Annotated in this window: 25 protein-coding genes; 5 read left to right on the top strand and 20 right to left on the bottom strand. The window is 65.4% G+C overall.

The features are described from left to right. Nucleotides 1–28 precede the first annotated feature (28 nt). The 4 genes from AC0Z35_RS25740 to AC0Z35_RS25755 form a co-directional block, all read right to left on the bottom strand. Nucleotides 29–1,288, bottom strand: coding sequence for an efflux RND transporter periplasmic adaptor subunit (locus tag AC0Z35_RS25740; protein ID WP_046805418.1), 1,260 nt, complete (start codon nucleotides 1,286–1,288; stop codon nucleotides 29–31). Between the two features lie 164 nt (nucleotides 1,289–1,452). Continuing rightward, a complete protein-coding gene (locus tag AC0Z35_RS25745; protein ID WP_120156334.1) occupies nucleotides 1,453–1,854 on the bottom strand; it encodes a winged helix-turn-helix domain-containing protein in 402 nt (133 codons plus the stop codon). 155 nt (nucleotides 1,855–2,009) lie between these two features. Then, on the bottom strand, nucleotides 2,010–3,206 hold the full coding sequence (locus tag AC0Z35_RS25750) for a patatin-like phospholipase family protein (RefSeq protein ID WP_314359751.1): 1,197 nt from the start codon (nucleotides 3,204–3,206) through the stop codon (nucleotides 2,010–2,012). 14 nt (nucleotides 3,207–3,220) lie between these two features. Next, nucleotides 3,221–3,817 carry a DUF4136 domain-containing protein gene (locus AC0Z35_RS25755; RefSeq protein WP_485133295.1) on the bottom strand — a complete coding sequence of 199 codons (597 nt, stop codon included), beginning with the start codon at nucleotides 3,815–3,817 and terminating at the stop codon, nucleotides 3,221–3,223. Between the two features lie 220 nt (nucleotides 3,818–4,037). Between AC0Z35_RS25755 and AC0Z35_RS25760 the strand changes: the two genes are divergently transcribed. After that, the gene (locus AC0Z35_RS25760; RefSeq protein ID WP_104144308.1) at nucleotides 4,038–4,832 is read left to right on the top strand and encodes a TOBE domain-containing protein; all 795 of its coding nucleotides are present in this window, start codon (nucleotides 4,038–4,040) and stop codon (nucleotides 4,830–4,832) included. A 110-nt stretch (nucleotides 4,833–4,942) separates the two neighbouring features. Here the strand turns inward: AC0Z35_RS25760 and AC0Z35_RS25765 are convergent, their stop codons facing one another. The 8 genes from AC0Z35_RS25765 to AC0Z35_RS25800 form a co-directional block, all read right to left on the bottom strand. Then, complete coding sequence (locus AC0Z35_RS25765; RefSeq protein WP_485133233.1) at nucleotides 4,943–5,629, bottom strand: ATP-binding cassette domain-containing protein; 687 nt, start codon at nucleotides 5,627–5,629, stop codon at nucleotides 4,943–4,945. Then, nucleotides 5,626–6,312 (bottom strand): molybdate ABC transporter permease subunit, encoded by a 687-nt coding sequence (gene modB / locus AC0Z35_RS25770; RefSeq protein ID WP_485133232.1) that lies wholly within the window; start codon nucleotides 6,310–6,312, stop codon nucleotides 5,626–5,628. Before modB ends, AC0Z35_RS25765 begins: the two co-directional genes overlap by 4 nt. A gap of 22 nt (nucleotides 6,313–6,334) precedes the next feature. Then, nucleotides 6,335–7,093, bottom strand: a complete 759-nt coding sequence (gene modA, locus AC0Z35_RS25775) for a molybdate ABC transporter substrate-binding protein (RefSeq protein WP_046805425.1) — start codon at nucleotides 7,091–7,093, stop codon at nucleotides 6,335–6,337. 127 nt (nucleotides 7,094–7,220) lie between these two features. Continuing rightward, nucleotides 7,221–7,571: an adenosylmethionine decarboxylase gene (speD, locus tag AC0Z35_RS25780; RefSeq protein ID WP_046805426.1), complete on the bottom strand. Its 351-nt coding sequence runs from the start codon at nucleotides 7,569–7,571 to the stop codon at nucleotides 7,221–7,223. After that, the gene (locus tag AC0Z35_RS25785; RefSeq protein ID WP_162941240.1) at nucleotides 7,568–7,735 is read right to left on the bottom strand and encodes a hypothetical protein; all 168 of its coding nucleotides are present in this window, start codon (nucleotides 7,733–7,735) and stop codon (nucleotides 7,568–7,570) included. Before AC0Z35_RS25785 ends, speD begins: the two co-directional genes overlap by 4 nt. A 4-nt stretch (nucleotides 7,736–7,739) precedes the next feature. Further along, entirely contained in the window at nucleotides 7,740–9,209 is a 1,470-nt protein-coding gene (locus AC0Z35_RS25790; protein WP_485133231.1) for a DUF4178 domain-containing protein, read from the bottom strand. A gap of 6 nt (nucleotides 9,210–9,215) precedes the next feature. Beyond that, entirely contained in the window at nucleotides 9,216–10,256 is a 1,041-nt protein-coding gene (locus AC0Z35_RS25795) for an SPFH domain-containing protein (protein ID WP_046805428.1), read from the bottom strand. 39 nt (nucleotides 10,257–10,295) lie between these two features. Next, nucleotides 10,296–10,682: a DUF350 domain-containing protein gene (locus tag AC0Z35_RS25800; protein WP_046805460.1), complete on the bottom strand. Its 387-nt coding sequence runs from the start codon at nucleotides 10,680–10,682 to the stop codon at nucleotides 10,296–10,298. 90 nt (nucleotides 10,683–10,772) lie between these two features. On the opposite strand from AC0Z35_RS25800, the gene AC0Z35_RS25805 reads away from it, so the two are divergent. From AC0Z35_RS25805 to AC0Z35_RS25815, 3 genes are all read left to right on the top strand, one after another. Further along, complete coding sequence (locus AC0Z35_RS25805) at nucleotides 10,773–12,284, top strand: polyamine aminopropyltransferase (RefSeq protein WP_485133230.1); 1,512 nt, start codon at nucleotides 10,773–10,775, stop codon at nucleotides 12,282–12,284. Next, nucleotides 12,284–13,948 carry an NAD(P)-binding protein gene (locus tag AC0Z35_RS25810; protein WP_485133229.1) on the top strand — a complete coding sequence of 555 codons (1,665 nt, stop codon included), beginning with the start codon at nucleotides 12,284–12,286 and terminating at the stop codon, nucleotides 13,946–13,948. Before AC0Z35_RS25805 ends, AC0Z35_RS25810 begins: the two co-directional genes overlap by 1 nt. Nucleotides 13,949–14,063: 115 nt before the next feature. Continuing rightward, a complete protein-coding gene (locus AC0Z35_RS25815; protein ID WP_485133228.1) occupies nucleotides 14,064–15,311 on the top strand; it encodes an NAD(P)/FAD-dependent oxidoreductase in 1,248 nt (415 codons plus the stop codon). A gap of 34 nt (nucleotides 15,312–15,345) precedes the next feature. Here the strand turns inward: AC0Z35_RS25815 and AC0Z35_RS25820 are convergent, their stop codons facing one another. The 3 genes from AC0Z35_RS25820 to AC0Z35_RS25830 all read right to left on the bottom strand — a co-directional run bounded on the left by AC0Z35_RS25820 (nucleotide 15,346) and on the right by AC0Z35_RS25830 (nucleotide 18,299). Then, a complete protein-coding gene (locus AC0Z35_RS25820) occupies nucleotides 15,346–16,140 on the bottom strand; it encodes an ABC transporter ATP-binding protein (RefSeq protein WP_046805432.1) in 795 nt (264 codons plus the stop codon). A 1-nt stretch (nucleotide 16,141) separates the two neighbouring features. Continuing rightward, nucleotides 16,142–17,032: an ABC transporter permease gene (locus tag AC0Z35_RS25825; RefSeq protein WP_046805433.1), complete on the bottom strand. Its 891-nt coding sequence runs from the start codon at nucleotides 17,030–17,032 to the stop codon at nucleotides 16,142–16,144. Between the two features lie 295 nt (nucleotides 17,033–17,327). Next, complete coding sequence (locus tag AC0Z35_RS25830; RefSeq protein WP_046805434.1) at nucleotides 17,328–18,299, bottom strand: ABC transporter substrate-binding protein; 972 nt, start codon at nucleotides 18,297–18,299, stop codon at nucleotides 17,328–17,330. A 239-nt stretch (nucleotides 18,300–18,538) separates the two neighbouring features. Here AC0Z35_RS25830 and AC0Z35_RS25835 point away from each other — a divergent pair, with 239 nt between their 5' ends. Then, nucleotides 18,539–19,495 carry an aldo/keto reductase gene (locus tag AC0Z35_RS25835; protein ID WP_120157547.1) on the top strand — a complete coding sequence of 319 codons (957 nt, stop codon included), beginning with the start codon at nucleotides 18,539–18,541 and terminating at the stop codon, nucleotides 19,493–19,495. A gap of 4 nt (nucleotides 19,496–19,499) precedes the next feature. Here AC0Z35_RS25835 and AC0Z35_RS25840 read toward each other — a convergent pair whose 3' ends face one another. The 5 genes from AC0Z35_RS25840 to AC0Z35_RS25860 form a co-directional block, all read right to left on the bottom strand. Next, complete coding sequence (locus AC0Z35_RS25840) at nucleotides 19,500–20,471, bottom strand: Bug family tripartite tricarboxylate transporter substrate binding protein (protein ID WP_104144301.1); 972 nt, start codon at nucleotides 20,469–20,471, stop codon at nucleotides 19,500–19,502. A gap of 171 nt (nucleotides 20,472–20,642) precedes the next feature. Continuing rightward, nucleotides 20,643–22,184, bottom strand: coding sequence for a malonate--CoA ligase (locus AC0Z35_RS25845; protein ID WP_485133227.1), 1,542 nt, complete (start codon nucleotides 22,182–22,184; stop codon nucleotides 20,643–20,645). Nucleotides 22,185–22,189: 5 nt separating this feature from the next. Next, nucleotides 22,190–22,981, bottom strand: a complete 792-nt coding sequence (locus AC0Z35_RS25850; protein WP_485133226.1) for an enoyl-CoA hydratase/isomerase family protein — start codon at nucleotides 22,979–22,981, stop codon at nucleotides 22,190–22,192. A 47-nt stretch (nucleotides 22,982–23,028) separates the two neighbouring features. Beyond that, nucleotides 23,029–24,348, bottom strand: a complete 1,320-nt coding sequence (locus tag AC0Z35_RS25855) for a malonyl-CoA decarboxylase domain-containing protein (protein ID WP_046805438.1) — start codon at nucleotides 24,346–24,348, stop codon at nucleotides 23,029–23,031. Further along, nucleotides 24,299–25,051: a GntR family transcriptional regulator gene (locus AC0Z35_RS25860; protein ID WP_120156343.1), complete on the bottom strand. Its 753-nt coding sequence runs from the start codon at nucleotides 25,049–25,051 to the stop codon at nucleotides 24,299–24,301. The genes AC0Z35_RS25855 and AC0Z35_RS25860 overlap by 50 nt, the downstream gene beginning before the upstream one ends. Nucleotides 25,052–25,081: the final 30 nt, after the last annotated feature.

The raw sequence follows: 25,081 nt of genomic DNA on the forward strand, positions 1-25,081 counted from the left end.
AACGCGGCGCCTGTGCGCCGCGTGCCGCTTAAGATTTCTGGCCTGCGGCCTTGTCCTGCGTTGCGGGCTCGGCGGGCTTGGACGGATCGGCCGGTGCGGCCGGCTTGGCGCCGGGCTGCGCCGGCGCCTGGCCGTCTTTGGCGGCGGCCCCGTTCTTGGTCCATTGGCTGACCTGCACGGGCGCCCCTGGACGGATCTTCTGGAAGCCTTCAACCACGACCACGTCGCCGGCCTTCAGGCCGCTGGTGATCAGCCAGTTGTTCTTGATGGCGCCGCCGGTCGTGACGGGCAACTGCTGAATCTTGTTGTCCTTGACCAGCATCAGGCTTTGCGAGCCATCTGCGGTGCGTTGCAGCGCCTGCTGCGGCACGACCAGCGCCTTGTCGTCAACGCCCTGCTCCAGCCGCACCCGCACGTACATGCCGGGCAACAGGATGCCGTCGGGGTTGGGCACTTCGGCGCGCAGGTTCACCTGGCCCGTGGACGGGTCCACGGTGATGCCGGTGAACAGCAGCTTGCCGGCGTGCTGGTATTCCGAACCGTCTTCCAGCACGACCGTGGCGCGCGCGGTGTCTTTACCCACCTGCTGCAACTGGCCGCTCGCAAACGCGCGGCGCAGCGTGGCCAGTTCGGCGGTGGACTGGGTGAAGTCCACGTAGACCGGGTCCAGCTGCTGCACGGTGGCCATCTGCGTGGCCGACGTGGATTCCACCAGCGCACCCTCGGTCACCAGCGGCTTGCCGATGCGGCCCGTGATGGGCGAGGTGACGTCGGTGTAACCCAGATTGATCTTGGCGTTGTCCTGCGCGGCCTTGGCGGCGGCGACCGCGGCGTCGGCCTGGCGGAACGAGGCCACCGCGTTGTCGTATTCCTGCTTGCTGACGGCGTTGGCCTTGACCAGCGGCGCGTAGCGGTCGGCCAGCAGCTTGGCGCTGAACAGATTCGCCTGTGCCTGCTTCAGCTGCGCCGTCGCCTGATCGTAGGCGGCCTTGTACGGCGCCGGATCGATCTTGAACAGCAGTTGGTTTTCCTTGACGTCGCCACCTTGCTCGAAGGTGATCTTCTGCACGATGCCGGTCACGCGCGAGCGGATCTGGGCATCGCGCACGGCATCCACGCGGCCGGGCAGTTCGGAGACGATGGGCGCGCGCTCCGGCTGTACGGTGATGACGCTGACTTGAGGCATGCCAGGGTTCATCTGGGGCTTCTCGCCGCACCCGGCCAATATCAGCGCGAGGATGCCACCGGAAACTGCCAGACCTGAAACACGTTTAGGCGAAAACCGCATTGAAACCCCCGCGTAGCGTAGTGAACCGAACCAACAAAGCGATCAGATAATGCCTAACGTCAGTCATGGCACGTGAATAGCCCAATAATGTAACTCAGTTATTGGGGATTACACGTATTTTCAGCCGCTCAAACGATGCGCGGGAGAGACACTGCGCAACAGCCTCAGAGAGTGGAAAGCTCTCGGAGATTGCCCAGGAATACATAGCCCACGCCGTGCACAGTATGCAGCGGCAAGCGGATTCCCGCGCGCAGAACTTTGCTGCGCAGTCGGCAAATTGCCACATTCAACGTGCGCAGATTGGTGCTGGCGCGCGTGGCCATCAGCTCTTGGCGCAGCAGCTCGCGATTGGGGTTGCGCAGCAGGCACAAAAAGCACGCACGTTCGATTTCGGTCAGGTCGATGCGCGCGCCGCTGGGTGCCAACAATGTCCACCCTCGGTAAAGCAGGCTCCACCAACCGTCGACCTGATCGCCGCTTGAGAACGTCGGCTCGTCGGCGTGGGGCAGTCGGGCGGCATCCGGCGGTTGCGGACCATGGGGGGCAAGAGCATCGAAAGCAGTCATCACATGTCTCCACCGGGGAGGCCTTGCCAACGGCGGCGCGGCCGGCTCCCGGAACTGGGTTGCTGGTGGTTCTGGGAGACTACCGGCGTTACGGCCTGATGACGCGCTCTTGATACGGGTTTGGCCTGAATATCAGACCAGTCCTATGCAAATGCTTATGAAGGGTGCTTGCCGTTGCGGTGGATATCGTGCGTCACGAAGCAACTGTCTTCGGTCGGACGGGCCAGAATGCCGGGCTTGGCTAGCGTCTGGCGGATATCCGCCAAGCCGGATTCCCAGTGTTCGCGCATGGCCTCGGTGCCGAATTCATAGTCCTTGGAATAGCGTTCCCGATGCTTGGATTCGTAGATCAGGTTGATGATGTTGGTGGCCGGCGTATGCGACAGCTTGCGGATGTCGGCCAGATCCGGGGCATTGCGCTCGGACTCGGGCATGCGCTCAAGCAAGCGCTGCAATCCGTGGCGCAACTTCAGCACGCGCCGCAGCTGGTCGGTGACCAGGCGCGTGCGGCTGGAATACTGGATGTCTTTCTGCCGTTCGGCCACCTCTTCCAGCGACGTCGGCAGCGCCCCCCGCGCGGGCCACAGGTCTACCTGGAAGGCCAGCGTGTCGCGCATGTTGTCGGTGGTCAGCACCTGCGCCAGCGGCGTGTTGGACACGACACCGCCATCCCAATAGTGCTCGCCATCGATTTCCACCGACGGAAAGCCCGGTGGCAAGGCGCCGGACGCCATGATGTGCTCGGGCCGCAGCGTGTCTTTCAGGCTGTCGAAATAAGCGAAGTTGCCCGACTGCACATTGACCACGCCGAAGCTGGCGCGCACCGCCCCACTGTTAAGCACGTCAAAGTCCACAAACTGGCGCAACGTGGCGGCCAGCGGCGTGGTGTCGTAGAAACTGGTGGAGGCCGCGCCCCGGCCGCTGGCCCAGTAAGGCGGCGGAAAACGCGGTTTGAAAAACCCGGGCTGGCCCGAGAACAGCGCCTGGAAGGCAGAGAGCTGGCCGTTCATGGCGGGCGACCCGAAGCCAAAGGGGATGCCTTCGAACATGCCCGCCAGCGTGTCGCCCCAGGGCACTGAGGCAAAGCCGGCAGGCCGGCAGATGGCTTCCCAGAAACCGCGCAGGCGATCCACCCGCTCGTCTTCGCGCGAGCCCGCGATGATGGCCGCGTTGATCGACCCGATGGAAATGCCGGATATCCAGTTGGGCCGGATGCCCGCCTCGTGCAAGCCCTGGTAGACGCCTGCCTGATAGGACCCCAGCGCCCCGCCCCCTTGCAACACCAGCGCGACGGTTTCGTAGGGTGGCGTATCGCCGGTGTCTTGGGTTGGGGCGTTGCGACGAGCGGTCATGCGGCTACCTCGGGTCAGGGTTTGCTTTTGTCCGGCAACTGCGGCGCGGCCACGCCGGCGCGGAACGGATACTTGGCGAAGATCTGCGCCACGGCCTTGTCCACGTTCTGCGGCGTGTTGGCGCTGTCGGGATTCTGCACTTCGCCCACGGCCACGCCCTCCCACACCAGTTGCTTGCGGCGCGCGTCCACCAGGTCGATGTTCAGCGTGCCTTCGGTGTATTGGTACACGTCGTCGCCCCAGCCGTAGCCGGGCCAACCGCCGTAAAAGCCGGAGCGATAGCCATAGTACGGGCCCATGGGCGGCGCCGCGGGCGTGACTTGGGTTTTTTGCTGGAGCTTGGCGCTGAAGTTGACCAGAAGGTCGGGATTGGACGGGGTGTAGGTGTAGCCCCGCATTTCCATCTGGCCGCGCGTGGCGTCCTTCAGGCGCTCGGTCAGCAGGCTGCTGTAGCCGGCTTTGTCGGTGCCCAGGGGGCTCATGAAACCGAAGGTCTGATACTGCGCGAAATTGGCTTGATGATCGTAATCGCCTTTGATCGTTGGCCCCGAGGCGCAAGCCGCGAGCAAGCCAGTCACGGAACTCGCCGCCAACCATTTCACCGCTTGAATCGCTTTCATGTCGATGTCTCCAAGAGCACTGGGCCACGCCATAGTGCCGCGAAGCCCGTAAACTTTCAACAGAATCTCATTCGCATCACGTGCCGGCTTCTGCCCTGTCGCGGCTGATCGGCCGCCAGGTCGCGCCACGTAGTTTGGACATCGTCCATTACACTCTTGGCTCGCTTTTGACCTTGACCCCGACCCAACCCCTGAACCGTACCCCCTGCCCATGTTGGAACTTGACGGCTCGATCTGGTTTCGTTCCGGCGCCCAGACCTGGGGCGGAAAAAACCGCATAGACCTGCTGGCGCAAATCGACGCCACCGGCTCGATCACGGCCGCCGCGCGCGCCGTGGGCATGAGCTACAAGGGCGCGTGGGACGCCATCGACGCCATGAACAACCTGGCGGGCGAACCCCTAGTGCTGCGGGCGGCGGGCGGCAAAGGCGGCGGCGGCACGCAACTGACCGACCGCGCGCGCCGCCTCATCATGACGTTTCGCGCGCTCGAGGCCGAACACCAGAAGTTCATGGACAACCTGACGCGCGCCGGCCTGGACGCCAGCGGCGACATCGACCTGATGAGGCGCTTCATGTTGAAGACCAGCGCACGCAACAAGTTCCTGGGCACGGTGACCGATATCCGCACCGGCGCCGTGAACGACGAAGTGCAGCTGCGCATCGCGGGCGGCCACCTCATCACCGCCACCATCACCCGCGACAGCACCGCCGAACTTGGCCTGGCGCCGGGCAAGGAAGCGATTGCGCTGGTGAAGGCGTCGACCGTCATCGTGGGCGCGCCGGGCCCCGGCTTGCGGCTATCGGCGCGCAACCAGCTGCAAGGCCACATCACGGCTATCCGCCCCGGCGCGGTCAACAGCGAAATACTGATCGGCATGGAAGGCGGCGCCACGCTGGTGGCCATCGTGACCAACGACAGCGCGCAAGAGCTTGGGCTGGAAACGGGCGCGCCAGCCGTGGCCATCTTCAAGGCTTCCAGCGTAATCCTGGGCGTGCTGGACTGAAGCGGTCCACTCCGCCCTGCATTGTTCCTGCGCCATTCGCTGCGCCATTCGCTGCGCCATTCCCTGCGCCAATCCCTGCGCCATTCCCTGCGCCTTTCCCCGCACTCCGCCTACACGCCCACGTCATCCCGGCGGCGGCCCACCCTGCCTTCGCGCACTTCGAAGACCTCGTCGGCCAGCGCGTCGACATCGGCGGGGTCGTGCGTGATCAGCAGCATCGGCACATCCAGTTGACGCTGCAAGGCATTCAATTCCTGGCGCATGCGGCCGCGCAGTTGCGAATCCAGCGCTGAAAAGGGTTCGTCCAGCAGCAGGATGTCCGGTTGCAGCATCAGCGCCCGAGCCAGCGCCACGCGCTGCTTCTGCCCGCCGGAGATCTCGCCGGGATAGCTGCCGACGATGGCACCCAGTTCGAACGCATCCACCCAGCGCCGCGCCTCGGGCAGCACTTGGCGCCGGGGCGGATTGCGCCAGCCGCGCCGCAACCCGAACGCGATGTTCTGGGCCACTGTCAGATGCGGAAACAGCGCGTAGTCCTGGAACAGATACGCCACCCGCCGCGAACGGGCGGGCAGGCACACGCCCGCCTGCGCATCGAACAGCACGCGCCCATTGATCTCGATGCGCCCGCCATCCGGACGCAGCAACCCCGCCACGGCGCGCAGCGTCAGGCTCTTGCCCGCGCCCGATGGCCCGAACAAGGCAATGCGCTTGGACGACGACGTGAAGGCGGCGTCCAGCTCAAAATGCCGGTCGCCCGACACCATGCGTTTTTGCACCTGGATGCTGACGCTCATCGGCTGCCTCCGTCGCGCGCCCGGGCGCCCTTGGGCACCAGCTTGCCCGCCACCACCAGCACCACCACGCAGGTGATGGACGTGGCCAGCACCAATAGGTTGGCGGTACGGTCATCGCCCGCCTGCACCGCTTCGTAGATGGCCACCGACAGCGTCTGGGTACGGCCCGGCAGATTGCCCGCGATCATCAGCGTGGCGCCGAATTCGCCCAGGGCACGGGCAAAAGCCAGCAGCACGCCGGCCAGGATGCTGCGCGCCGCCAAGGGAAGCGTCACGCGGAAAAACACGCCGATTTCACCCACGCCCAACACCCGGGCCGCGTTTTCAAGCTGCGCGTCCACGTTGTCGAACGCCGCCCGCGCCGACTTGAACACCAGCGGAAACGCCACGATGGACGCGGCAATCACCGCGCCCTGCCAGGTGAAGACCAGTTCGATATTCCACTTGGCCAGCGTTTCGCCGATGATGCCGCGACGGCCCAGCAATACCAGCAGGTAATAGCCCAGCACGGTGGGAGGCAGCACCAGCGGCAAGGTCAGCAGCGCGTCCAGCACATCGCGCCCCGGCCAGCGCCAGCGCGACAGCCCATAGGCCGCGCCGGTGCCGGCCAGCGTCGCCAGCAGCGTGGCCCAGCCCGCCACCTTCAGCGACAGCAGCAGCGGGACCCAGACGGGATCAGTCATCGGCGGCCGCCATCACCCAGGCTCAGGGCTGTTGAAAGCCGTAGCGCGCCAGGATGGCCTGCCCGGCGGGCGACAGCACATAGGCCACGAAACGCTGGGCTTCCTGGGCCGCGGCCTCGCGCGCGGTCACCGCAATGGGATAGGTGACGGGCGTTTGCGACGGTACGCGCAGCGCCACCTTGACCTTGTCGGGCATGATGGCGGCGTCGGTGGCGAACACGAAGCCGGCATCGACCTCGCCGCGCGAGACATAGTCCAGGCTTTGGCGCACGTTCTGCGCCAGCACGCTCTTGGCCTGCACGGCGGTCCACAAGCCGGCCGCTTCCAGCGCACCCTGCGTGTAGCGCCCCACCGGCACCGACGCCGGGTTGCCGTAGGCAATGCGCTTGACGTCCGCGCGCGTCAGGTCGTTCAGCGACGTGATGTTGGCCTTGCTGTCCGCCGGCACGATCAGCACGATCTGGTTGGCGGCGAAGTCCACGCGCGAATCGCGTCGCACGGCCTTTTCCTCCACCGCCTTGTCCATCGCCTTTTGGTCCGCTGACGCGAACACATCGGCGGGAGCGCCCTTCACAATCTGCTGCAACAGCACGTCGGACGCGCCGAAATTCAGCACGACATGGGTGCCGGGGTGTTCCTTTTCATAGCCTTGCGCCACATCCTTGAACGCATTGGTCAGGCTGGCCGCGGCGGACACGACAAGATCGGCGGCCTGGGCGCCTGCCCCCCACAGCGCGGAAATCGCCAGCGTCAGCGCCAGCATCGGACGTTTGCAAGACATGGTCTTCCTTGGAAATGGGGTCGATAACAGGGCCCCGTCGGTAACGAAATATATAGAGGTATATAACGCCCGTCAATTTGCCACCCCGCGCGTTCTGCGCCAGATCAAACCCAAGGAAAAAGCGGGATCAGCCGCGCGCGACCGTCGTAACGTTGACCGAGGCGGGCGCCAGCGCGTCGCGCAGGCTGGCCAGCGCCAGCTCGGGCTGCGCCGCGCCGCACATGAAGATGTCCAGCGCCGCGAACCCGTGCTCGGGCCAGGAATGAATGCTGATGTGCGATTCGCTCAGCATGACCACGCCGGTCACGCCGGAGCCTTCACCGAAAAGATGGAAATGCGCGCTCAGCACGTGCGCGCCGGCGGCCCGCGCCGCCGCGATCAGCTGCGCTTCCAGGGCCACGGCGTCGGTCAGGCGATGGGCCGGCACCCCGCGAAAGTCGGCCAGCACATGACGGCCGGCGCAATCATGCACGGTCACTTGTGCGACCCACCCGATGACCAGCCCGAACTACCGGATGAACTGCTGCCCCAACTGCTGCTGCTACCCCCGCCGCCACCCACCATGCGCACGCCGGGGGAATTGAAGCCCGTGGCCGCCAGGACGACCACCAGCGCATACACACCATAGATAAACTTGCCCATGGTCCTAGTCGTCCCCTTCGGAAAGCTTGTCCGCCATCTTGGCGGGTAACCACAAGAACGCCAGCCCGATCAGGATCGGGATAAAGCGGCCGCCCAGGATATTGCTCAAATTCAAGAAGACCATGCCGATCGTCGCGATCCAGGCCCATTTGCCATAGCCGCCACTTTTGCCTCCCCTCGGCAGCGCTTTTTGCGCGGCCAGCTTGGGGTCGTCGAACCACTGCGCCAGCTGCGCCGGGGCCACGGGCGACGATGCCGACCAGCCCAATTCCGATTCGCTGCGTTCGCGCGTGAGCTTGAGCGTGCCGGCCTTGTAGTCGGTGATGTGCGTGGTGTCGCCCGCCTTGACGCGCCAGTTGAACGCGCCCAGCGGCATCTCGACCTGCGAGGTGTAGTCGTACAGCTTCTGGTACAGCTTCGAACGCCAGCGCACGCTGGTGGCGTTGTTCGGGCTGGGCCAGGTGTCGCACACCTGCACGCGTTCCCAGCCCTCGTCCGTTTCCACCAGCCAGATAAAGCCCTTGGCCGGATTGAACAGCAGGTATTCGATCCAGTCGGACGGCTCTTCGGGATCGCGGTCGGCGCATTTCATCAGGCCGATCAGGGTGTAGCTGGCGCCGTCGATCTTGGCCACCGCGCCCAGCGACAAGGTGGTCTTGATGGACTTGACCTTGCGCGCCTTCTCGATGACTTCGGCGGTGGGCCCGGAACAGTCGACGGTCGCCGCGCATGACGGGCACACCACGGTCGTCGCCATCGCCGCCACGAAGCTGATCGGCGCCCCGCAGTTGGGGCAGTCCAGCGCCTTGATCTGGCCGCGATAACGGCCGGCCGTCTCCTGCACTTGTTCGTTGCTGCGCAACGTGGCCGCCTGCATGGCGGACAGGTCAAAGGCCTTGCCGATGTACAACTCGGGCTCAGGGCCGTCTGAAAAATCCAGCGTGAGGAACGCGTCCAGGCTGCGGAAATCAGCCACCTTGGCGTCCCAGCCGTCGCCCGGCACGAAGGGCAATTCGCCCTGCGCGCCACTGGCCCGCGCCCGGCGCACGTCCGAGGCGATGAACCGCTGTCCGTCCAGTTTGAGCTCATCGCCCGGCGCGATGTCGGCAAACGCGGGCATGCCCTGTACCGACTTGACGCCGCGCCGCCGGGTCAGCGCGTACTGGCCCGACGCGTCCGACAGCCAGCCATCGGCGCCATCGTCGAACCACACGTACCACTCGTTCCAGAAGCCGTCGTCATAGCGCAGCTGGATGCGGCCGATCACGTCGAAACGCTTGCCGTCGGCCTTGCCCGCCGCGCCCAGGCACAGGGGCGAATAATCTTCCAGCACGTCGGCCATTTCGCCGATGCGCTTGACCGAGTCGGCATCTTTGAGCAAGGTGCTGCGGCATGCGCCGCAGACTGCCATGACGGAAGCGGTGGACGTGAACTTGACCGGGGCGCCGCACTGCGGACACAGAACCTGCTGCATGGGACCTTAGCTGGTAAGTTTCTTCAGCACTTCGGCCTTGGCCGTGTCGTAATCGGCGGCGGTGATCAGCCCTTTATCCAGCAGGTCTTTCAGCTGTTGCAAGCGCGCGACCGGGTCGGCGCCGGCGGCTGCCGGCGCAGGCTGAGCCGGCTGTGCGGGTTGCGCAGGCTGCCCGGCTTGTCCGGCTTGCCCGACGCCCAAGCCCGCAGCCATCGTCTGCCCCAGCGCCGCGCCGGCCGCCAGGCCCGCGCCGATGCCGGCGATGCCGCCTTCGTTCTGCGCGGCCAGCGGAATCGACGTGGCCGTCTGGTACTGGGTGAACTTGCCCAGGTCCCCCGCCATGCCCATGGAAATACGCGTGTCCAGCGCCTTTTGCAGCTCTTCGGGCAGCGACACGTTTTCAACGGTGAAGTTGTCCAGCTTGACGCCATAACGGTCGAACACCGGCGCCAGCGCCTCGCTGATGCTTTGCGACATCAAACCCTGGTTGCCGGCGATATCCAGGAACGGCACCTTGGAGCCGCCCAGCGCCGTCGTCATGGCAGCCACCACCATGTTGCGCAGCTGCAATTCCAGGTCGTCGACCGTGTATTCGTCGCGCGTGCCGCTGATTTCGCGATAGAACTTGGCCGGGTCCGAGATCTGGTACGAATACACGCCGAACGCGCGCAGCCGCACCATGCCGAATTCGCTGTCGCGCAGCGTCACCGGCTGCGCCGTGCCCCAACGCCGGCCCAGTTGCAGGCGCGTGCTGAAAAAGATCACGTCCGACTTGAAGGGCGACTCGAACAGCTTGTCCCAGTTCTTCAGGTACGTCAGGATCGGCAGCGTCTGCGTCGTCAGCTTGTACATGCCGGGGCCGAACACATCGGCCACCTTGCCTTCATTGACGAACACCGCCATCTGCGATTCACGCACCGTCAGGCTGGCGCCGTACTGAATTTCAAAGTCCTGCATCGGATGGCGCCAGGCGAGCACGCCGTCGCGATCTTCGTTCCATTGCAGGATGTCGATGAACTGCTTGCGAATAAAGGAACCGAGACTCATAGGTCCTCCCGTGTCAGGTGGGATTGCGCGCGTTTGCCCTCAGGTCAGGCAGCCCGCGTTCACGATGCCGGCGGCCAGCGAGATCGAACCGATCAGGCCGCCCATGGCGATATTGTTTTGTTCGATGGCCTCGTTCATGCCGGCAATGGCCTTGTTGACCACGACATAAACGACGATCTGCACCAGCATGGCGGCCACGCCCCACACCAGGAACATCACGAAGCTGGCATGCACCGCGATGCTGGAACACAAGGTCAGGCTGAAGCCCACCAACGCACCGCCATAGGACAGCACGGCGGCGATATTGCCTTCGCGGATCAGGTCGAATTCCTTGTAGCGGGTCACGGCGGTATAGACCGCCGTGAAAACGCCCAGCATGACCAGCGCCGAGACGATATAGATCAGATAGGTCACCGCCGGATGCATCGCTTCTCCCATTGCCACCCTCCTAATTGCGCGCAGTATATACGCGGCGTTCGATATACTGCGAACGCATTTTTCGCCCCGGACTCCCCAATGCGCGACCGCGTTCTCATCCTATCGGTATTGATCGTTGCTTCCTGCGGCTTGGGCTATGAGCTCATCAGCAGCGCGCTGGCCAGCTATTTACTGGGCGATTCGATCCTTCTGTTCTCCTCCGTTATCGGCTGCTATTTGTTCGCCATGGGCATCGGTTCGTGGTTGTCAAAATATGTAAGAGACGAAGACGTTTTGAATCGGTTCATCGACGTCGAACTGCTGGTGGCGTTGCTGGGCGGCGTCTCCGCCGCCGTGTTGTTCCTGGTGTTCGCCTGGCTGTCCGCGCCCTTTCGCGCGGCGCTGTATGTGGGCGTCTTTGTCATCGGCTTGATGGTGGGCATGGAGATCCCGCTGGTGATGCGCGTGTTCAATCAGCGCAAGACCGAATTCCGCGAGATCGTCAGCCGCGTGTTGACGTTCGACTATCTGGGCGCGCTGGCGGTGTCGCTGATCTTTCCGCTGCTGCTGGCGCCCAAGCTGGGCCTGCTGCGCACCAGTTTCCTGTTCGGCATCCTGAACGCCAGCGTGGCCTTGTGGACCACGTGGCTGTTCCGCGCCGAAGTGCGCCGCCCCGGCGAAAAAGCCATACGCGCCTGCGTCGTGATCGGCTTTCTGGCGCTGGGCTTCATCTATTCCACCGCGATGACGGCCTGGGCCGAAAAGGGCTTGTACGGCGATGACGTGGTGCATGCCGAAACCACGCCGTACCAGCGCCTGGTGGTGACGCGCTGGCATGACGACCTGCGCCTGTACATCAACAACAACCTGCAATTCTCGTCGCGCGACGAACACCGCTATCACGAATCGCTGGTGCATCCCGGGCTGCAAACGCTGCCCTGGGCGCGCAACGTCTTGGTGCTGGGCGGCGGCGATGGCTTGGCGGTGCGCGAAATCCTTAAGTACAAGCACATTGAACACATCACGCTGGTGGACCTGGACCCGGCCATGACCGGGCTGTTCTCGCGGTCCGATCCCCTGGTTGCGTTGAACCAGGGCGCACTGAAAGATCCCCGCGTCACCGTCATCAACGACGACGCCGGCCGCTGGCTGGAAACCCATGCCGAGGTCTACGACTTCATCGTGGTGGACTTTCCCGACCCGTCCAACTTCGGCCTGGGCCGCCTGTATTCCGTGCCCGTCTATCACCTGATGGCGCGCCACCTGGCCGAAAACGGCTACATGGTGATCCAGTCCACCTCGCCCTACTTCGCGCCGCGTTCGTTCTGGAGCGTGAACGCCACGCTGAAGGAAGCGGGCTTGAACACCTGGCCGTATCACACCTACGTGCCCTCGTTTGGCGATTGGGGCTTCATCCTGGCCAGCAAGCGCCGCGACTACACGCCGCCCGACAAGATCACCGTGCCCACGCGCTACCTGGACCCGGCAACCACGCGTGAACTCTTTCACTTCCCGGCCGACATGCCCGCGCTGGAGATGCCGCCCAACCGCTTGAACGAGCAGTCGCTGGTGCGCTATTTCGACGAGGACTGGCGCAAGGTCATCCGCTGATGCGCCGCCGCAGCTTTCTTCTGGGCGCGGCCACGGCGGCGGTGGCCGGCACCGCGGGCTACTACCGCCAGCGCATCGTCGAGACCCCGGCAAACGTGGCTTACCCCGGCATGCAGGCGGGCCACGCGCTGCGCGACGGCGCGGCCCTGCCCGCCGCCACCGCGCACCATCGGCACCAGGTCGTCATCCTGGGCGCGGGCGTGGCCGGCCTGTCATGCGCGTGGAAGCTGGCGCGCGAAGGGTTTACCGACTTTGTCGTGGTGCAGGGGCCGGAATTCGCCGGCAACGCCGCCGCCGGGCGGCAGGACGAACTGCACTATCCGCTGGGCGCGCATTACCTGCCGCTGCCTTCGATGGCGTCCACCCATGTGCGCCAGATGCTGGCCGACTTCGGCATCATCGAACACGGCGCGGGCGATGTCCGCCCGGTGTATGACGAATCCGTCCTGGTGCATTCGCCGCAAGAGCGCCTGCTGCGCAACGGGCGCTGGGAAGACGGCTTGCTGCCCATGACGGGCCTGCCCGATGCCGACGTGGCGCAGCACCATCGCTTCCTGGCGCTGGTCGAACGCCTGCACACGCAGCGGGGCAATGACGGGCGGCGCGTGTTCAGCATCCCGCTGGTGCTGTCCTCGCAAGACCCTGCCTGGCGCGCGCTGGATCAGATCCCCTTCAAGCAGTGGCTGGATCGCGAAGGCTACACGTCGCCCGCCTTGCACTGGTACCTGAACTACTGCTGCCGCGATGACTACGGCGCGGGCTACGACGTGGTGTCGGCCTGGGCCGGCCTGCACTACTTCGCCAGCCGCGACGGCCACGCGGCCAACGCGGGGGAAGGCGCGGTGCTGACGTGGCCGGGCGGGCTGGGCGTGCTGGCCGACCGCATGCGCCAGGCCATCGACGACAAGCTGGGCCACACGCGCTGGCTCATGGCGGGTACGGCGGTGCGCATCGCCGACACGCCCGCCGGCCCGCTCACCACCTGCATGGCCACGGGTTTGGCCCCGGGTTTGACCCCGGACTCCACGCCGCGCGCCTACACCTTGCAAAGCCTGCGCACCGTCTGCGCCATGCCCTTGTTCGTGGCGCAACGCCTGTTGCCCGACATCCGCGCCTATGGCTACGACCCGGCCGTGCATGCGTCATCGCACGCGCCCTGGCTGGTGTCCAATTTTCTGCTGGAAGGCTATCCGCAGGAAGCGCCCGGCGAGCCGCTGTCCTGGGACAACGTCGTCTACCAAGGCCGTGCGCTGGGCTATGTGGTGTCCACGCACCAGCTGCTGCGCGTGGCGCGTTCGCCGCGATCCGTCTTCACGGCCTATCACGCCTTGAGCACGCAGACGCCCAACGCGGCGCGGCAGTGGCTTAGCACGGCCAGCCCCGAAGCCCTGCGCGACGAAGCGGCCGCCGACCTGATCGCCGCCTACGGCCGGGAATTCTGGCGCCATGCGCGCCGGCTGGACATCACCGTGCGCGGCCATGCCATGGCCTCGCCGCTATGCGGCAGCCTGTCCAACGCCGGGCTGGCCGCGCTGCGCGAGGTGGACGGCCCCGTGCTGTTCGCCCATGCCGACTTGTCAGGGTATTCCGTCTTCGAGGAAGCGTCCTGGTGGGGCGTGGTGGCGGCCGGGCGGATATTGGGGCAAGCGCCGCCAAGCGCTTGATTTGCGTCCCCCGCAACAGGGCGACGCGCGCCCGAATCGCGACCCCGATTTTGCTACACGCGCCCGCATCCGCTGCCCTACAATCGCCCGTCATTCGGGCTACGAAGAAGAACTCATGGGAAAGCACGTCATCGTCCTGGGCGCCGGCATTGTGGGCGTGTGCTGCGCGCTGGAGCTGGTGCGACGCGGCTTGCGCGTGACGCTGGTCGACCGGCAGGCGCCCGGCATGGAAACGTCGATGGGCAACGCCGGCGTGCTGGCGCGCAGTTCGCTGATGCCGTTCAACCACCCCGGCCTGTGGGGCCAGTTGCCCCGCCTGATGAAGAACGACACCGTGCAGTTCCGGTATCGCGCGTCCTATCTGGCGCGGAACCTGGGCTGGGCAGCGCGCTTCCTGCTGAACGCGCGGCCGTCGGTGTTCAAGGAAACCACGCGCGCGCTGGACGAACTGATCCGGCTGTCCGCCCCCGAACATCTGAGGCTGCTGGATGCCGCCGGCGCGCGCCATCGTTTGCGCGACACCGGCTGGGTGTTCCTGTACCGCAGCCCGGCCGCCTGGAACGCCAGCGCGTTGGCGCGCCAGACGTTCGCGCAATACCAGGTGCCCACGCAGACGCTGGACCCGGTTGAACTGGCCGCGTTGGAACCCGCGCTGTCACCCATCTTTCACCGTGCGCTGTGGATCCAGGGTTCGTATTCCGTTGACGACCCGCAGGCCGTGGTGACCGCATACGCCGACCTGTTCCGGCAAACGGGCGGCACGGTCAAGGCGATGACGGCCACCGGCATCCGGCGCGACGGCCAGGGCTGGACGGTGCAAGGAGCCCAAGGTTCGGAAACCCTGTCGGCCGATCAGTTGGTGGTGGCGTTGGGGCCGTGGTCCAAGGCGTTGCTCAAGACCACCGGCATCGATCTACCCATGGCGTTTGAACGCGGCTATCACATGCACTATCGCGGCCAGGACGGCGCGCGTGTGACGCGACCGGTGTACGACACCGGCGGCGGCTACGTGCTGTCGCCCATGGCGCGCGGGCTGCGCCTGACCACGGGCGTGGAACTGGACGCCTGCGAAGCCGCGCCGCGCATGACGCAATTGGATCTGGCCGAAGCGCGAGCGCGCGAGGCCTTCCCGCTGGGGGAACGCGTGGACCCCGCCGCCTGGCTGGGCCGGCGCCCCACCCTGCCCGACAGCCGCCCGATGATCGGGCAGGCGCCCAAGCACCCGGGGCTATGGCTGGCGCTGGGGCATCAGCACATTGGCTTCAGCACGGCGCCGGGCACGGCGAAGCTATTGGGCGAACTGATGTTCGACAATCCCGACCCGTCGCGCCACCATGCGTTCCGGCCGGGGCGCTTTATCTAGGGCGCTTCGTCCAGAGCAGCTTCGTTCAGGGCTATCACCCCAGCAACAGCGCGTCGTCCGACAGCTTTTCGCCGCGCACGCGCTCGAACATCGCCAGCAGATCCGGCACGTCCATGCCGCGGCGTTCATCGCCCGACACGTCCAGCACCACCTGCCCTTGATGCAGCATCACCGTGCGGTCGCCCACGTCCAGCGCCTGCCGCATGCTGTGCGTGACCATCATTGTGGTCAGCTGGCTTTCGGCAACGATGCGCGCCGTCAGTTGCAGCACGAAGTCGGCGGTACGCGGGTCCAGCGCGGCGGTGTGCTCGTCCAGTAGCAGGATGCGCGACGGCTGCAAGGCCGCCATCAGCAGGCTGACGGCCTGGCGCTGGCCGCCGGACAGCAGGCCGATGCGGTCGGTCAAGCGGTTTTCCAGGCCCAGGCCCAAGGTGGCCAGACGTTCACGAAAGCCGTCCTTCATCGACGCCTTGACCGCGCGGCTATAGCCACGGCGCACGCCGCGCATCTGCGCCAGCGCCATGTTTTCTTCGATGGTCAGGTCTTCGCAGGTGCCCGCCATGGGATCCTGGAACACGCGGGCCACGCGGCCGGCGCGCGCCCACACGGGCTGGCGCGTCACGTCCACGCCGTTGATGTCGATGCGGCCCGAATCAATCGGCAGGTCGCCCGACACCGCGTTCAGGAACGTGGACTTGCCGGCGCCGTTCGAACCAATGACGGTTACGAACTGGCCTGAAGGAATCTCCAGCGACAGGCCACGCAGCGCGCGCGTCTCGATGGGCGTTCCCGCGTTGAAGGTAATTTTCAGATCTTTTGCGGACAACATATCAGCGCCCCTTCTTGCCGACGATACGGCGCTTGAGCATCGGGATGACCAGGGCAATCGTGACCAGCACCGCGGTGACAAGGTTCAGGTCTTGTGCCTTCAGGCCGATGAAATCGCTATTGAGCGCCAACGCGATGAAAAAGCGGTAGACGATGGCGCCGATGATGACGGCCAGCGTTGCCAGCACCAGCTTGCGCGACGGCAGGATGCTTTCGCCGACGATCACCGCGGCCAGGCCGATCACGATGGTGCCGATACCCATCGAGATATCCGAGCCGCCCTGCGTCTGCGCGAACAGCGCGCCGGCCAGCGCCACCAGCGCGTTGGACAGCGCCATGCCGCCCATGATCATGCGGCCGGTGTTGACGCCCTGCGCGCGCGCCATGCGGCCGTTGGACCCGGTGGCGCGCACGGCCAGCCCGGTCTGCGTGGCAAAGAACCAGTCCAGCGCCAGCTTGGCCAGGATGACGATCACAATCAGGATCAGCGGGCGCGCGACATAGTCGGAGATCCAGCCCGGCTGCAAGATCGTGAACACGGTGGGTTCGGTGATCAGCGGAACGTTCGGCTTGCCCATGATGCGCAGGTTGATCGAGTACAGCGCGATCATCATCAGGATGCTGGCCAGCAGGTCCATGATCTTGAGCTTCACGTTCAGCATGCCCGTGATCAGGCCGGCGACCGCGCCCGCGAACGTGGCGATGATCGTGGCGGAAAACGGATCGGTGCCCGACGCAATCAGCGTGGCACAGACGGCGCCGCCCAGCGGAAAGCTGCCGTCAACGGTCAGGTCGGGGAAGCGCAGCAGGCGAAAGGAGATAAACACGCCCAAGGCCACCAGGCTGAAGATCAGCCCGATCTCCAACGCGCCTAACAACGAGAACAATGACATGGGTTAAATCCAATCAGGGTAAGGAAGGTGCATATTAAAGAGTTGAAACGTCGGATTTCTTGCGTTCAGGCATCAGTTTTACCCGAGCTTTCGCAACAAACGTTTCCCGGTTCGTCATTTTCTCGCGTTTCGTTCCAAAGCATCCGCGCGCTTGCCGGACGGACCGGAAAGCGGCGACGTTCAAAGCCAGGAAAGGGAGCAAAACGGCAGGACCCGGTCGCGGTGCGACCCGAAAAAAGCTTAACAAAAACCCCGCGCACGCCGGGCGGCGTGGCGGGGTCTGGCGGGTGCCGCTTTACTTCACGACCACCGCGGCCGACTTGATCACGGCGTCCGACAGGGTCACGCCCTGCTTGGCGGCGGCGCCCGGGTTCACGTAGAGCTCAAGCTTCGAGATGACTTCCGACGGAATGGCGCCGGGCTTTTCGCCCTTGAGAATGCGCACGACCACCTTGCCGGTCTGCACGCCCAGGTCGTGGTAGTTGATCCCCAGCGCCGCGATACCGCCGCGCTTGACGCTGTCGGTATCCGAGGCGATCAGCGGGATCTTGGCGTCGTTGCCCACCTTGACCAGCGATTCATACGCCGACACGACGTTGTTGTCGGTGTTGGTGTAGATGACGTCGACCTTGCCGATCAGGCTGCGCGCGGCCGAGGCCACGTCAACCGAACGCGGGGCGGCGGCTTCAACCAGGCTCATGCCCGACTTGGGCAGGATTTCCTGCAACTTCTTCACCACCACGACCGAGTTGGCCTCGCCCGGGTTGTAGACGATGCCCACGCGCTTGGCGTTGGGAACGATTTTCTTGATGAGTTCAACCTGCTTTTCCAGCGCCAGCATGTCCGACACGCCCGTCACGTTGGTGCCCGTGGCGTCCATGCTCTTGACCAGCTGCGCTGCCACCGGGTCGGTCACGGCCGAATACACCACCGGCACGTCCTTGGTGGCGGCCACGACGGCCTGGGCCGAGGGCGTGGCGATCGCGACGATGGCGTCGGGACGGTCACCCACGAACTTGCGGGCGATCTGCGCGGCGGTGCCGTTATTGCCCTGCGCGCTTTGGTACTGCCACTTCAGGTTCTTGCCGGATTCGTAGCCGGCTTGCTTCAGGGCGTCTTGCACCCCATCACGCACGGCGTCCAGCGCCGGGTGCTCGACGATGGCGGTAATCGCCACCGACTTTTGCTGCGCCGACACTGGTGAGGCGATAGCCATCGCCAGCGCCATGGCGCCAACCGTCAGAAAATGTTTTTTTCCGATCAGCATACGTAAGCTCCTTGAACCCTTGGTTTTTGTTCGTTATTACAACTACGCCGGCGGCTTCCCGTCGGTCGGTCAGCCGTAAAGCCATATAGTCTAACTTGCCGTCAGACAAAAGAATTTGCGGGGAATCCCTGAAATGGTGCATGCCGGCAAGCATGCTCCACGCCGGGGCGCGCCGCGCCAATATACTAAATATCGCCAAGGCCGACGGCGGATCGTCGGCCACATCCCAAGGCCTCATCATGATCAAACGCGCTCTGGGCCGTTCCGGCCTGCAAGTTCCCCCCCTGACTTTCGGCGGCAACGTCTTCGGCTGGACGGTCGACGAAGCCGGCGCCTATTCCCTGCTTGACGCCATGGTCGACGCGGGCCTGAATTTCATCGACACGGCCGACGTGTATTCGCGCTGGGTGCCCGGCAACCAGGGCGGCGAATCCGAAACGCTGATTGGCAAATGGCTCAAGCGATCCGGCAAGCGCGACCGCGTGATGATTGCCACCAAGGTCGGCATGGAAATGGGCCCCGACGCGCGCGGCCTGGCGCCCGCCTACATCCGGCGTTCACTGGATGCCTCGCTGGCGCGGCTGCAAACGGATTATGTGGACCTGTACCAGTCACACAAAGACGACCCCGATACGCCGTTGACGGACACGCTGGCGGAATACGCCAAGCACATCGAGTCCGGCAAGGTGCGCGCCATCGGCGCGTCAAACTACACGGCCGTGCGCCTGTCCGAAGCGCTGATCGCGGCCGAACGCCACGACCTGCCGCGCTACGAAAGCATCCAGCCCGAATACAACCTGTACAACCGCGCCGGGTTCGAGACCGGGCTGCAAGCCCTGGTGAAAACGCAGCAGATGGGCACCATCAATTACTACGCGCTGGCCAGCGGTTTTCTTAGCGGCAAATATCGCAGCGCGGCCGACGCCGGCAAAAGCGCGCGCGGCCAGAAGATTGTGGAGACCTATCTGAACGAACGCGGCCTGCGCATCCTGAAGGCGCTGGACGAGGTCTCGGAAGACGCCGGCTGCACGCCCGCGCAAGCCGCGCTGGCCTGGCAGATTGCGCAGCCGGGCATCACCTCGCCCATCGTCAGCGCCACGTCGTTGGCGCAGCTTGACGAACTGGTCAAGGCCGCCAGCCTGACGCTGACGCATGACCAGTTGGCCAAGCTGAGCCAGGCCAGCGAATGGCGCTAAGGCATTAATCCAGCTTCACGCCGGAATCTTTCACCACCTTGGCCCAGCGATCGACTTCGCTGTCGACGAACTTGCCAAAGTCGGCGCCCGTCAGCGTGGGCACCGCCGAGCCGTTGCCGGCCCACGTTTCCTTCAGCTTCGGGGTGTTCAGCGCCTTGGTGATTTCCACCGCCATCTTGTCGACCGCCTCTTTCGGCGTGCCGGTCGGCGCCCAGATGGCGTACCAGGTCGACACGACGTAATTCGGCACGCCGGCTTCGGCGGCGGTCGGCACGTTGGGCAGCGAGGCCGACCGTTCGTTGGCCGCGACGGCCAGGGGCTTGATGGCGCCCGCGCGTATATGTCCGGACGACGAACCCAGCCCATCGAACGCCAGGTCTACCTGACCACCGATCAACGCGGACAGCATCGGGCCGGCGCCCTGGTACGGCACGTCCACCAGCTTGATGCCGGTCTGCATGGCGAACAACTCGCCGGCCAGGTGGTGCGTGCTGCCCTTGCCGGCGGTGCCGTAGTTGATTTCGCCCGGATGCTTCTTGGCGTAGTCGACGAATTCCTGCAAGGTCTTGACCGGCAACTTGCCGGCGTTGATCACCACCACCTGCGGCGGCTGCGCCACCAGCGCGACCGGCACGAAGTCCTTCTGGATGTTGTAGTTCAGGCTTTTGTACAGCGACGGGGCCAACGCGTGGTGCGCGCCGCCCATGAAGAAGGTGTAGCCGTCGGGCCGGGCCTTGGCGGCAACGCCCGCGCCCACCGTGCCGCCCGCGCCGCCCTTGTTGTCGATCACCACCGTCTGGCCCAATTGCATGGTCAGTTGTTGGGCCAGCGGGCGGGCGAAGGTGTCCGTGCCGCCGCCTGCGGGGAACGGAACGATCAGCGTGATGGGGCGCTCTGGCCATTGCGCGGCGGCCGTGCCGCCGAAACCCAGGGCTGCCACGGCGACTAGGGCCACGGCGGACTTGCGAACTTTCATAATGTCTCCTCTTGCTGCATCACGGGGACGGCGCGGTTGTGTGCGTCTCGTCTCTTGAAATTCTTATTGAATGAATGCTGCCAGGACTGCAATGCGTAGTCGGATCGAGTCGGAAGGCCTCCTGTGTAGAAAAAAAATGCCGGCCCATGCAGGCCGGCATCTGGCATGGCGTCAAAGCGTCTTATAGGTTTCGCGCAGCACGTTCTTTTGGACCTTGCCCATCGTGTTGCGCGGCAATTGGTCAACGATGTGCACGCGCTTGGGCACCTTGAAGTTGGCGATGCGTGACTTCAGTTCCTGTTGCATCGCGCCCGCGTCCAGCGACGCGCCGTCCTTGGGCACGACCACCGCGACGACGGCTTCGCCGAAGTCCGCGTGCGGCACGCCGATGACCGCCGATTCCGCGACGCCAGGCATGTCGTCGATCAGCGTTTCGATTTCCTTGGGGTAGACGTTAAAGCCGCCCGAGATGATCAGGTCCTTGCTGCGCCCGACGATGGACAGCGTGTCGGCCGGCACTTCGCGCCCGGCGGATTCGCCGCCCCAGCGGCCGACGTCGCCCGTCTTGAACCAGCCGTCTTCGGTGAATTCCTCGCGCGTTTTTTCCGGCATGCGCCAGTAGCCCGAGAACACGTTGGGGCCACGCACCTGCACGTTGCCGATCTCGCCCGGCGCCAGCGGCACGCCCGCGTCGTCCACCACGCGCACCTGCACGCCCGGCAACGCGCGCCCGACCGTACCGGCCAGGCGCTCGCCCTGGGCGGGGTCATAGGGGTTGGACGTCAGCATGACGGTTTCGCTCATGCCGTAGCGTTCCAGGATGGCGTGCCCGCTGCGCGCCTTGAAGTCCGAGAACGTCTCGGCCAACAGCGGCGCCGACCCCGAGATGAACAGGCGCATGTTGGCGCACACGTCGCGGTTAAAGCGCGGGTCGGCCAGCAAACGCACGTAGTACGTGGGCACGCCCATCATCACCGTGCATTGCGGCAGGTAATGCAGCGCCTGGTCGGCATCCAGCTTGGGCAGCCAGATCATCTTTGCGCCGGCCAGCAAGGCGCCGTGCGAGGCCACGAACAAGCCATGCACGTGGAAGATGGGCAGCATGTGCAGCAGCACGTCGTCTTCGCGCCAGCCCCAGTATTCGTGCAGCACCTGCGCGTTGGCGGCCAGGTTGCCATGCGACAGCATCGCGCCCTTGCTGCGGCCGGTGGTGCCGGACGTATACAGAATGGCGGCCAGGTCGTCGGGCTTGCGCTGCACGGTCTTGAACGTTTGCGGCAGGCCGGCGGCGGCGTCCAGCAGCGTGCCCGTGCGGTCTTCGTCCAGCGTGTAGACGTGCGCGCAGCCTGCCTTGTCGGCGGCGCGCTGCACCCAGTCCAGGTTCTTGCTGGCGCAGACCACCACGGCGGGCTCGGCGTTGCCCAGGAAGTATTCGATCTCGGCTTCGCGGTAGGCCGTGTTCAGCGGCAGGTACACCAGCCCGGCGCGCAAGGTGGCCAGGTACAACAGCAGCGCTTCCGGCGATTTTTCGACTTGCACGGCCACGCGCGAACCATCGGGCAGGTCCAGCGACGTCAGCAGGTTGGCCAGGCACGCGGTGGCGCGGTCGATGTCATCCCAGGTGTATTGCAGGTCGGGCGTTTCCAGCGCGACTTTGCTGCGGTCTTTGGGAAAGCCGCCTTGCAGGACAGCATAGAGGTTGGCGTTGCTCACCTTGGTCAGTCTCCGAAAAAGGAAGGATCTACGCCGGCCAGGAAAGCGCGCACGCCTTCCTTGTGGTCCCGGCTTTCGGCATAGGAGAAATAGTCTTGATATTCGTCTTCGGTCAAGGCGCCCCCTTGGGCAAGCCGCGCCGACAGGCGTTTATTGATGCGGGCGGCCAATGGCGCGCCCTGGGCGATGCGATCGGCGCTGCGGCGGGCGGCATCGGCCACCTGATCGTCGGGCACGATGCGCGTCAGCAGCCCCAGGCCGTGCGCCTCGTCGGCGCCGAAGACCCGGCCTTCCAGCAAAATTGCCAGCGTGGCCGCGCGCCCGACCAGGGCCAGCAGACCGCGCATTTCATCGGGCGCCATGGGAAAGCCCAGGCGGTTGATCGGCACGCCGAAACGCGCCGACGCGCCTGCGATGCGCAAGTCGCACTGGCTGGCAATTTCCAGCCCGCCGCCCACGCACACGCCTTCGATCTGGGCGATGACGGGGTGCGGGCAGTCGGCCACGGCCCGCAAGGCGGGCGCCAGGATGTGGCGGTGGTAATGCTGCACGCCGGCGGCGTCGGCCCGCTGCACGGGAAATTCGCGGATGTCGGCGCCCGCGGCAAAGTTGCCGCCTTCGCCCCGCACGATCACGCAGCGCACGGTGCTGTCGGCGGCCAGGCGCGTGAACACGTCACCAAGCTCGCCCCACATGCCCACCGTTATCGCGTTCAACCGCCCCGGGTGCGATAGCGTCACCCAGGCCAACGGCCCCTCGCGTTCCAGCCGCACGCGGCCGGCCACGTCTTGCGTCATGTCCCCTTGCCCCTTTTTTTATTGATATGGACCGCTTTGTAAAGCGATCAGGCCACGCGTCCGACTCCCCGGCTTACCTGCGGCTTACCTTCGCCCAAGCGGGCAAGGTTGGTGTCCAGCTCGTCCAGGTCATACAGGTAGTTGACCATCAGCGCGCAAGACTGCTTCATGCCCTTGACCGAGGTGTCGGCCGCCCAGTTCAAGCGTTCGATGCGCGCGCCGTTGCCCAGGTGAAAACGCGCCACGGGGTCCAGCGGCAGCCCGTTCTTCATGGATTGCAAATACGTGGCGGCCAGCCGGAAGCCGGCGCGTTTGATCACGTCGGACGCCTTGCCCTGCGCGGCGGCCTTGGCCAGCCGCGACACCCAGCGCTGGCCGTCCGGCACCCCTTCGCGCTTGCGGTCCTTGGCGCGCGACTTGTCTTCGCGCACGATGGCCTCCACGGCGTCGGCGTCCAGCTTGCCCAGCCAATCCGAAAACCCGGGAATGGGCGACAGCGTGGCAAAGTTCTTCAGCTTGGGCAGCTCTTCCAGCAGCTGCTCGACCACGCGCTTGAGCAGGAAGTTGCCGAAGCTGATGCCCTTCAGGCCGGGCTGCGTATTCGAAATGGAATAGAAGATCGCCCAGCGCGCCTTGTCCAGATCCTGCGGCGGCAAGGTGCTGTCCAGCAGCACCTGCACGTTGTCGGCCATGCTGCTGGCAAACGCCACTTCCACGAAAATCAGCGGCACGCCCGGCATCTGCGGATGGAAATAGGCGTAGCAGCGGCGGTCGGGCGACACGCGGCGGCGCAGGTCGTCCCACGAGGTGATCTCGTGCACGGCTTCGTACAGGATCAGTTTTTCCAGCAGCGACGCGGGCGAATCCCAGGTCAGCGGGCGCAACTCCAGCAAACCCACGTCGAACCAGGCGGACAGCAGGCCTTCCAGTTCCTTGTCCAGCCCCTGGATACCCGATACCTGCTTGCGCCAACGCAGCATGTCGGCGCGCAGATCCACCAGGAAGCGCAAGCCGTGCGGCAGCGCGTTAAAGCGCTTGAACAGGCGCGTGCCCTCGCCGCCGTCGCCCGCGTACGTGGCGCGCACCTGAGCCAACGCCGCCAGCATCAGCCGGCGGTCCTTGCTGTCGGCCGTGCTGTATTGCTCGCACCAGCGGCGCGCCAGCTTGTTGGCCGCCACATCGGTCAGGCGCGCTTCGAACAGGCGGCGCACCTCGGATTCGCTGGGCAGGCGCCCGCGTTCCCAAAGCTTGCCCAGGCGCGTCATCAGGCTGGCGCCCTCGGCAGCCGCCGCGGGGTCGATCAGCTCGGGCTCGGGCTCAGGCGTGCGTGCGCCCCGCGCGGGCGCGAGATTGGCGGGTACGGACATGGGCGGGCTCCTCGATAACGATGGGATCGGATAACGCCGGATCGGCGGCGTCTTCATTGGCCAAAATGCGCAGCGCTTCCAGCTGCCGCATCAGATGGGTGTGCGCCAGGGCCTGGGCGGCCTCGCTGTCATGCGCTTTCAGGGCGTCGAAAATGGCCAGGTGTTCGGCGCAGGACTGCTGGATGCGCCCGGGGCGCGCCAGACTGCGGTGCCGCGACAGGCTCAGGACCTTGCGCAGGTTGCCCACCATGTCCGACAGCCACTGGTTGCCGGCCAGCGCCTGGACGGCTTCGTGGATCAGGTAATTGGTTTGGTAGTAGGCGTCGATGCGGCCGGCGCGGGCATGGCCGGCCAGTTCGGCGTGCAGCGGCTCAAGCGCCGCCAGTTCGGCGTCGGTCGCCTTGCGGGCGGCTTCGAAAGCGCAGCGCCCTTCCAGCATGGCCATCAGCGGGAAGATGTCTTCCAGGTCTTGCGTGGACAGTTCATTGACAAAGCAGCCGCGGCGCGGCTCCAGCCGCACCAGCCCTTCGGTGGCCAGCACCTTCAGCGCCTCGCGCAAGGGGGTGCGGGATATGCCCATTTCGCCGGCCAGCCGAAGTTCGTCGATCCATTCGCCGTTGGACAGGGCGCGCGCATGGATCATGCCGCGCAGGCGATCCGCGACTTCCAGGTAAAGGGCTTGACGGACGATGGGTTGGCTCATGGGGGCCGGCGCGGGCAGCGCCGTAATTCA

This window comes from Achromobacter sp. 1L-A-4-B-C2 (genome assembly GCF_057291955.1).

Bases quoted from the DNA above. Each gene is read 5' to 3' on its own strand.
- AC0Z35_RS25740 (WP_046805418.1), bottom strand. From the start codon at position 1,288: ATGCGGTTTTCGCCTAAACGTGTTTCAGGTCTGGCAGTTTCCGGTGGC.
- AC0Z35_RS25745 (WP_120156334.1), bottom strand. From the start codon at position 1,854: ATGACTGCTTTCGATGCTCTTGCCCCCCATGGTCCGCAACCGCCGGAT.
- AC0Z35_RS25750 (WP_314359751.1), bottom strand. From the start codon at position 3,206: ATGACCGCTCGTCGCAACGCCCCAACCCAAGACACCGGCGATACGCCA.
- AC0Z35_RS25760 (WP_104144308.1), top strand. From the start codon at position 4,038: ATGTTGGAACTTGACGGCTCGATCTGGTTTCGTTCCGGCGCCCAGACC.
- AC0Z35_RS25765 (WP_485133233.1), bottom strand. From the start codon at position 5,629: ATGAGCGTCAGCATCCAGGTGCAAAAACGCATGGTGTCGGGCGACCGG.
- modB (WP_485133232.1), bottom strand. From the start codon at position 6,312: ATGACTGATCCCGTCTGGGTCCCGCTGCTGCTGTCGCTGAAGGTGGCG.
- modA (WP_046805425.1), bottom strand. From the start codon at position 7,093: ATGTCTTGCAAACGTCCGATGCTGGCGCTGACGCTGGCGATTTCCGCG.
- AC0Z35_RS25785 (WP_162941240.1), bottom strand. From the start codon at position 7,735: ATGGGCAAGTTTATCTATGGTGTGTATGCGCTGGTGGTCGTCCTGGCG.
- AC0Z35_RS25790 (WP_485133231.1), bottom strand. From the start codon at position 9,209: ATGCAGCAGGTTCTGTGTCCGCAGTGCGGCGCCCCGGTCAAGTTCACG.
- AC0Z35_RS25795 (WP_046805428.1), bottom strand. From the start codon at position 10,256: ATGAGTCTCGGTTCCTTTATTCGCAAGCAGTTCATCGACATCCTGCAA.
- AC0Z35_RS25800 (WP_046805460.1), bottom strand. From the start codon at position 10,682: ATGCATCCGGCGGTGACCTATCTGATCTATATCGTCTCGGCGCTGGTC.
- AC0Z35_RS25805 (WP_485133230.1), top strand. From the start codon at position 10,773: ATGCGCGACCGCGTTCTCATCCTATCGGTATTGATCGTTGCTTCCTGC.
- AC0Z35_RS25810 (WP_485133229.1), top strand. From the start codon at position 12,284: ATGCGCCGCCGCAGCTTTCTTCTGGGCGCGGCCACGGCGGCGGTGGCC.
- AC0Z35_RS25815 (WP_485133228.1), top strand. From the start codon at position 14,064: ATGGGAAAGCACGTCATCGTCCTGGGCGCCGGCATTGTGGGCGTGTGC.
- AC0Z35_RS25820 (WP_046805432.1), bottom strand. From the start codon at position 16,140: ATGTTGTCCGCAAAAGATCTGAAAATTACCTTCAACGCGGGAACGCCC.
- AC0Z35_RS25825 (WP_046805433.1), bottom strand. From the start codon at position 17,032: ATGTCATTGTTCTCGTTGTTAGGCGCGTTGGAGATCGGGCTGATCTTC.
- AC0Z35_RS25830 (WP_046805434.1), bottom strand. From the start codon at position 18,299: ATGCTGATCGGAAAAAAACATTTTCTGACGGTTGGCGCCATGGCGCTG.
- AC0Z35_RS25835 (WP_120157547.1), top strand. From the start codon at position 18,539: ATGATCAAACGCGCTCTGGGCCGTTCCGGCCTGCAAGTTCCCCCCCTG.
- AC0Z35_RS25840 (WP_104144301.1), bottom strand. From the start codon at position 20,471: ATGAAAGTTCGCAAGTCCGCCGTGGCCCTAGTCGCCGTGGCAGCCCTG.
- AC0Z35_RS25850 (WP_485133226.1), bottom strand. From the start codon at position 22,981: ATGACGCAAGACGTGGCCGGCCGCGTGCGGCTGGAACGCGAGGGGCCG.
- AC0Z35_RS25855 (WP_046805438.1), bottom strand. From the start codon at position 24,348: ATGTCCGTACCCGCCAATCTCGCGCCCGCGCGGGGCGCACGCACGCCT.
- AC0Z35_RS25860 (WP_120156343.1), bottom strand. From the start codon at position 25,051: ATGAGCCAACCCATCGTCCGTCAAGCCCTTTACCTGGAAGTCGCGGAT.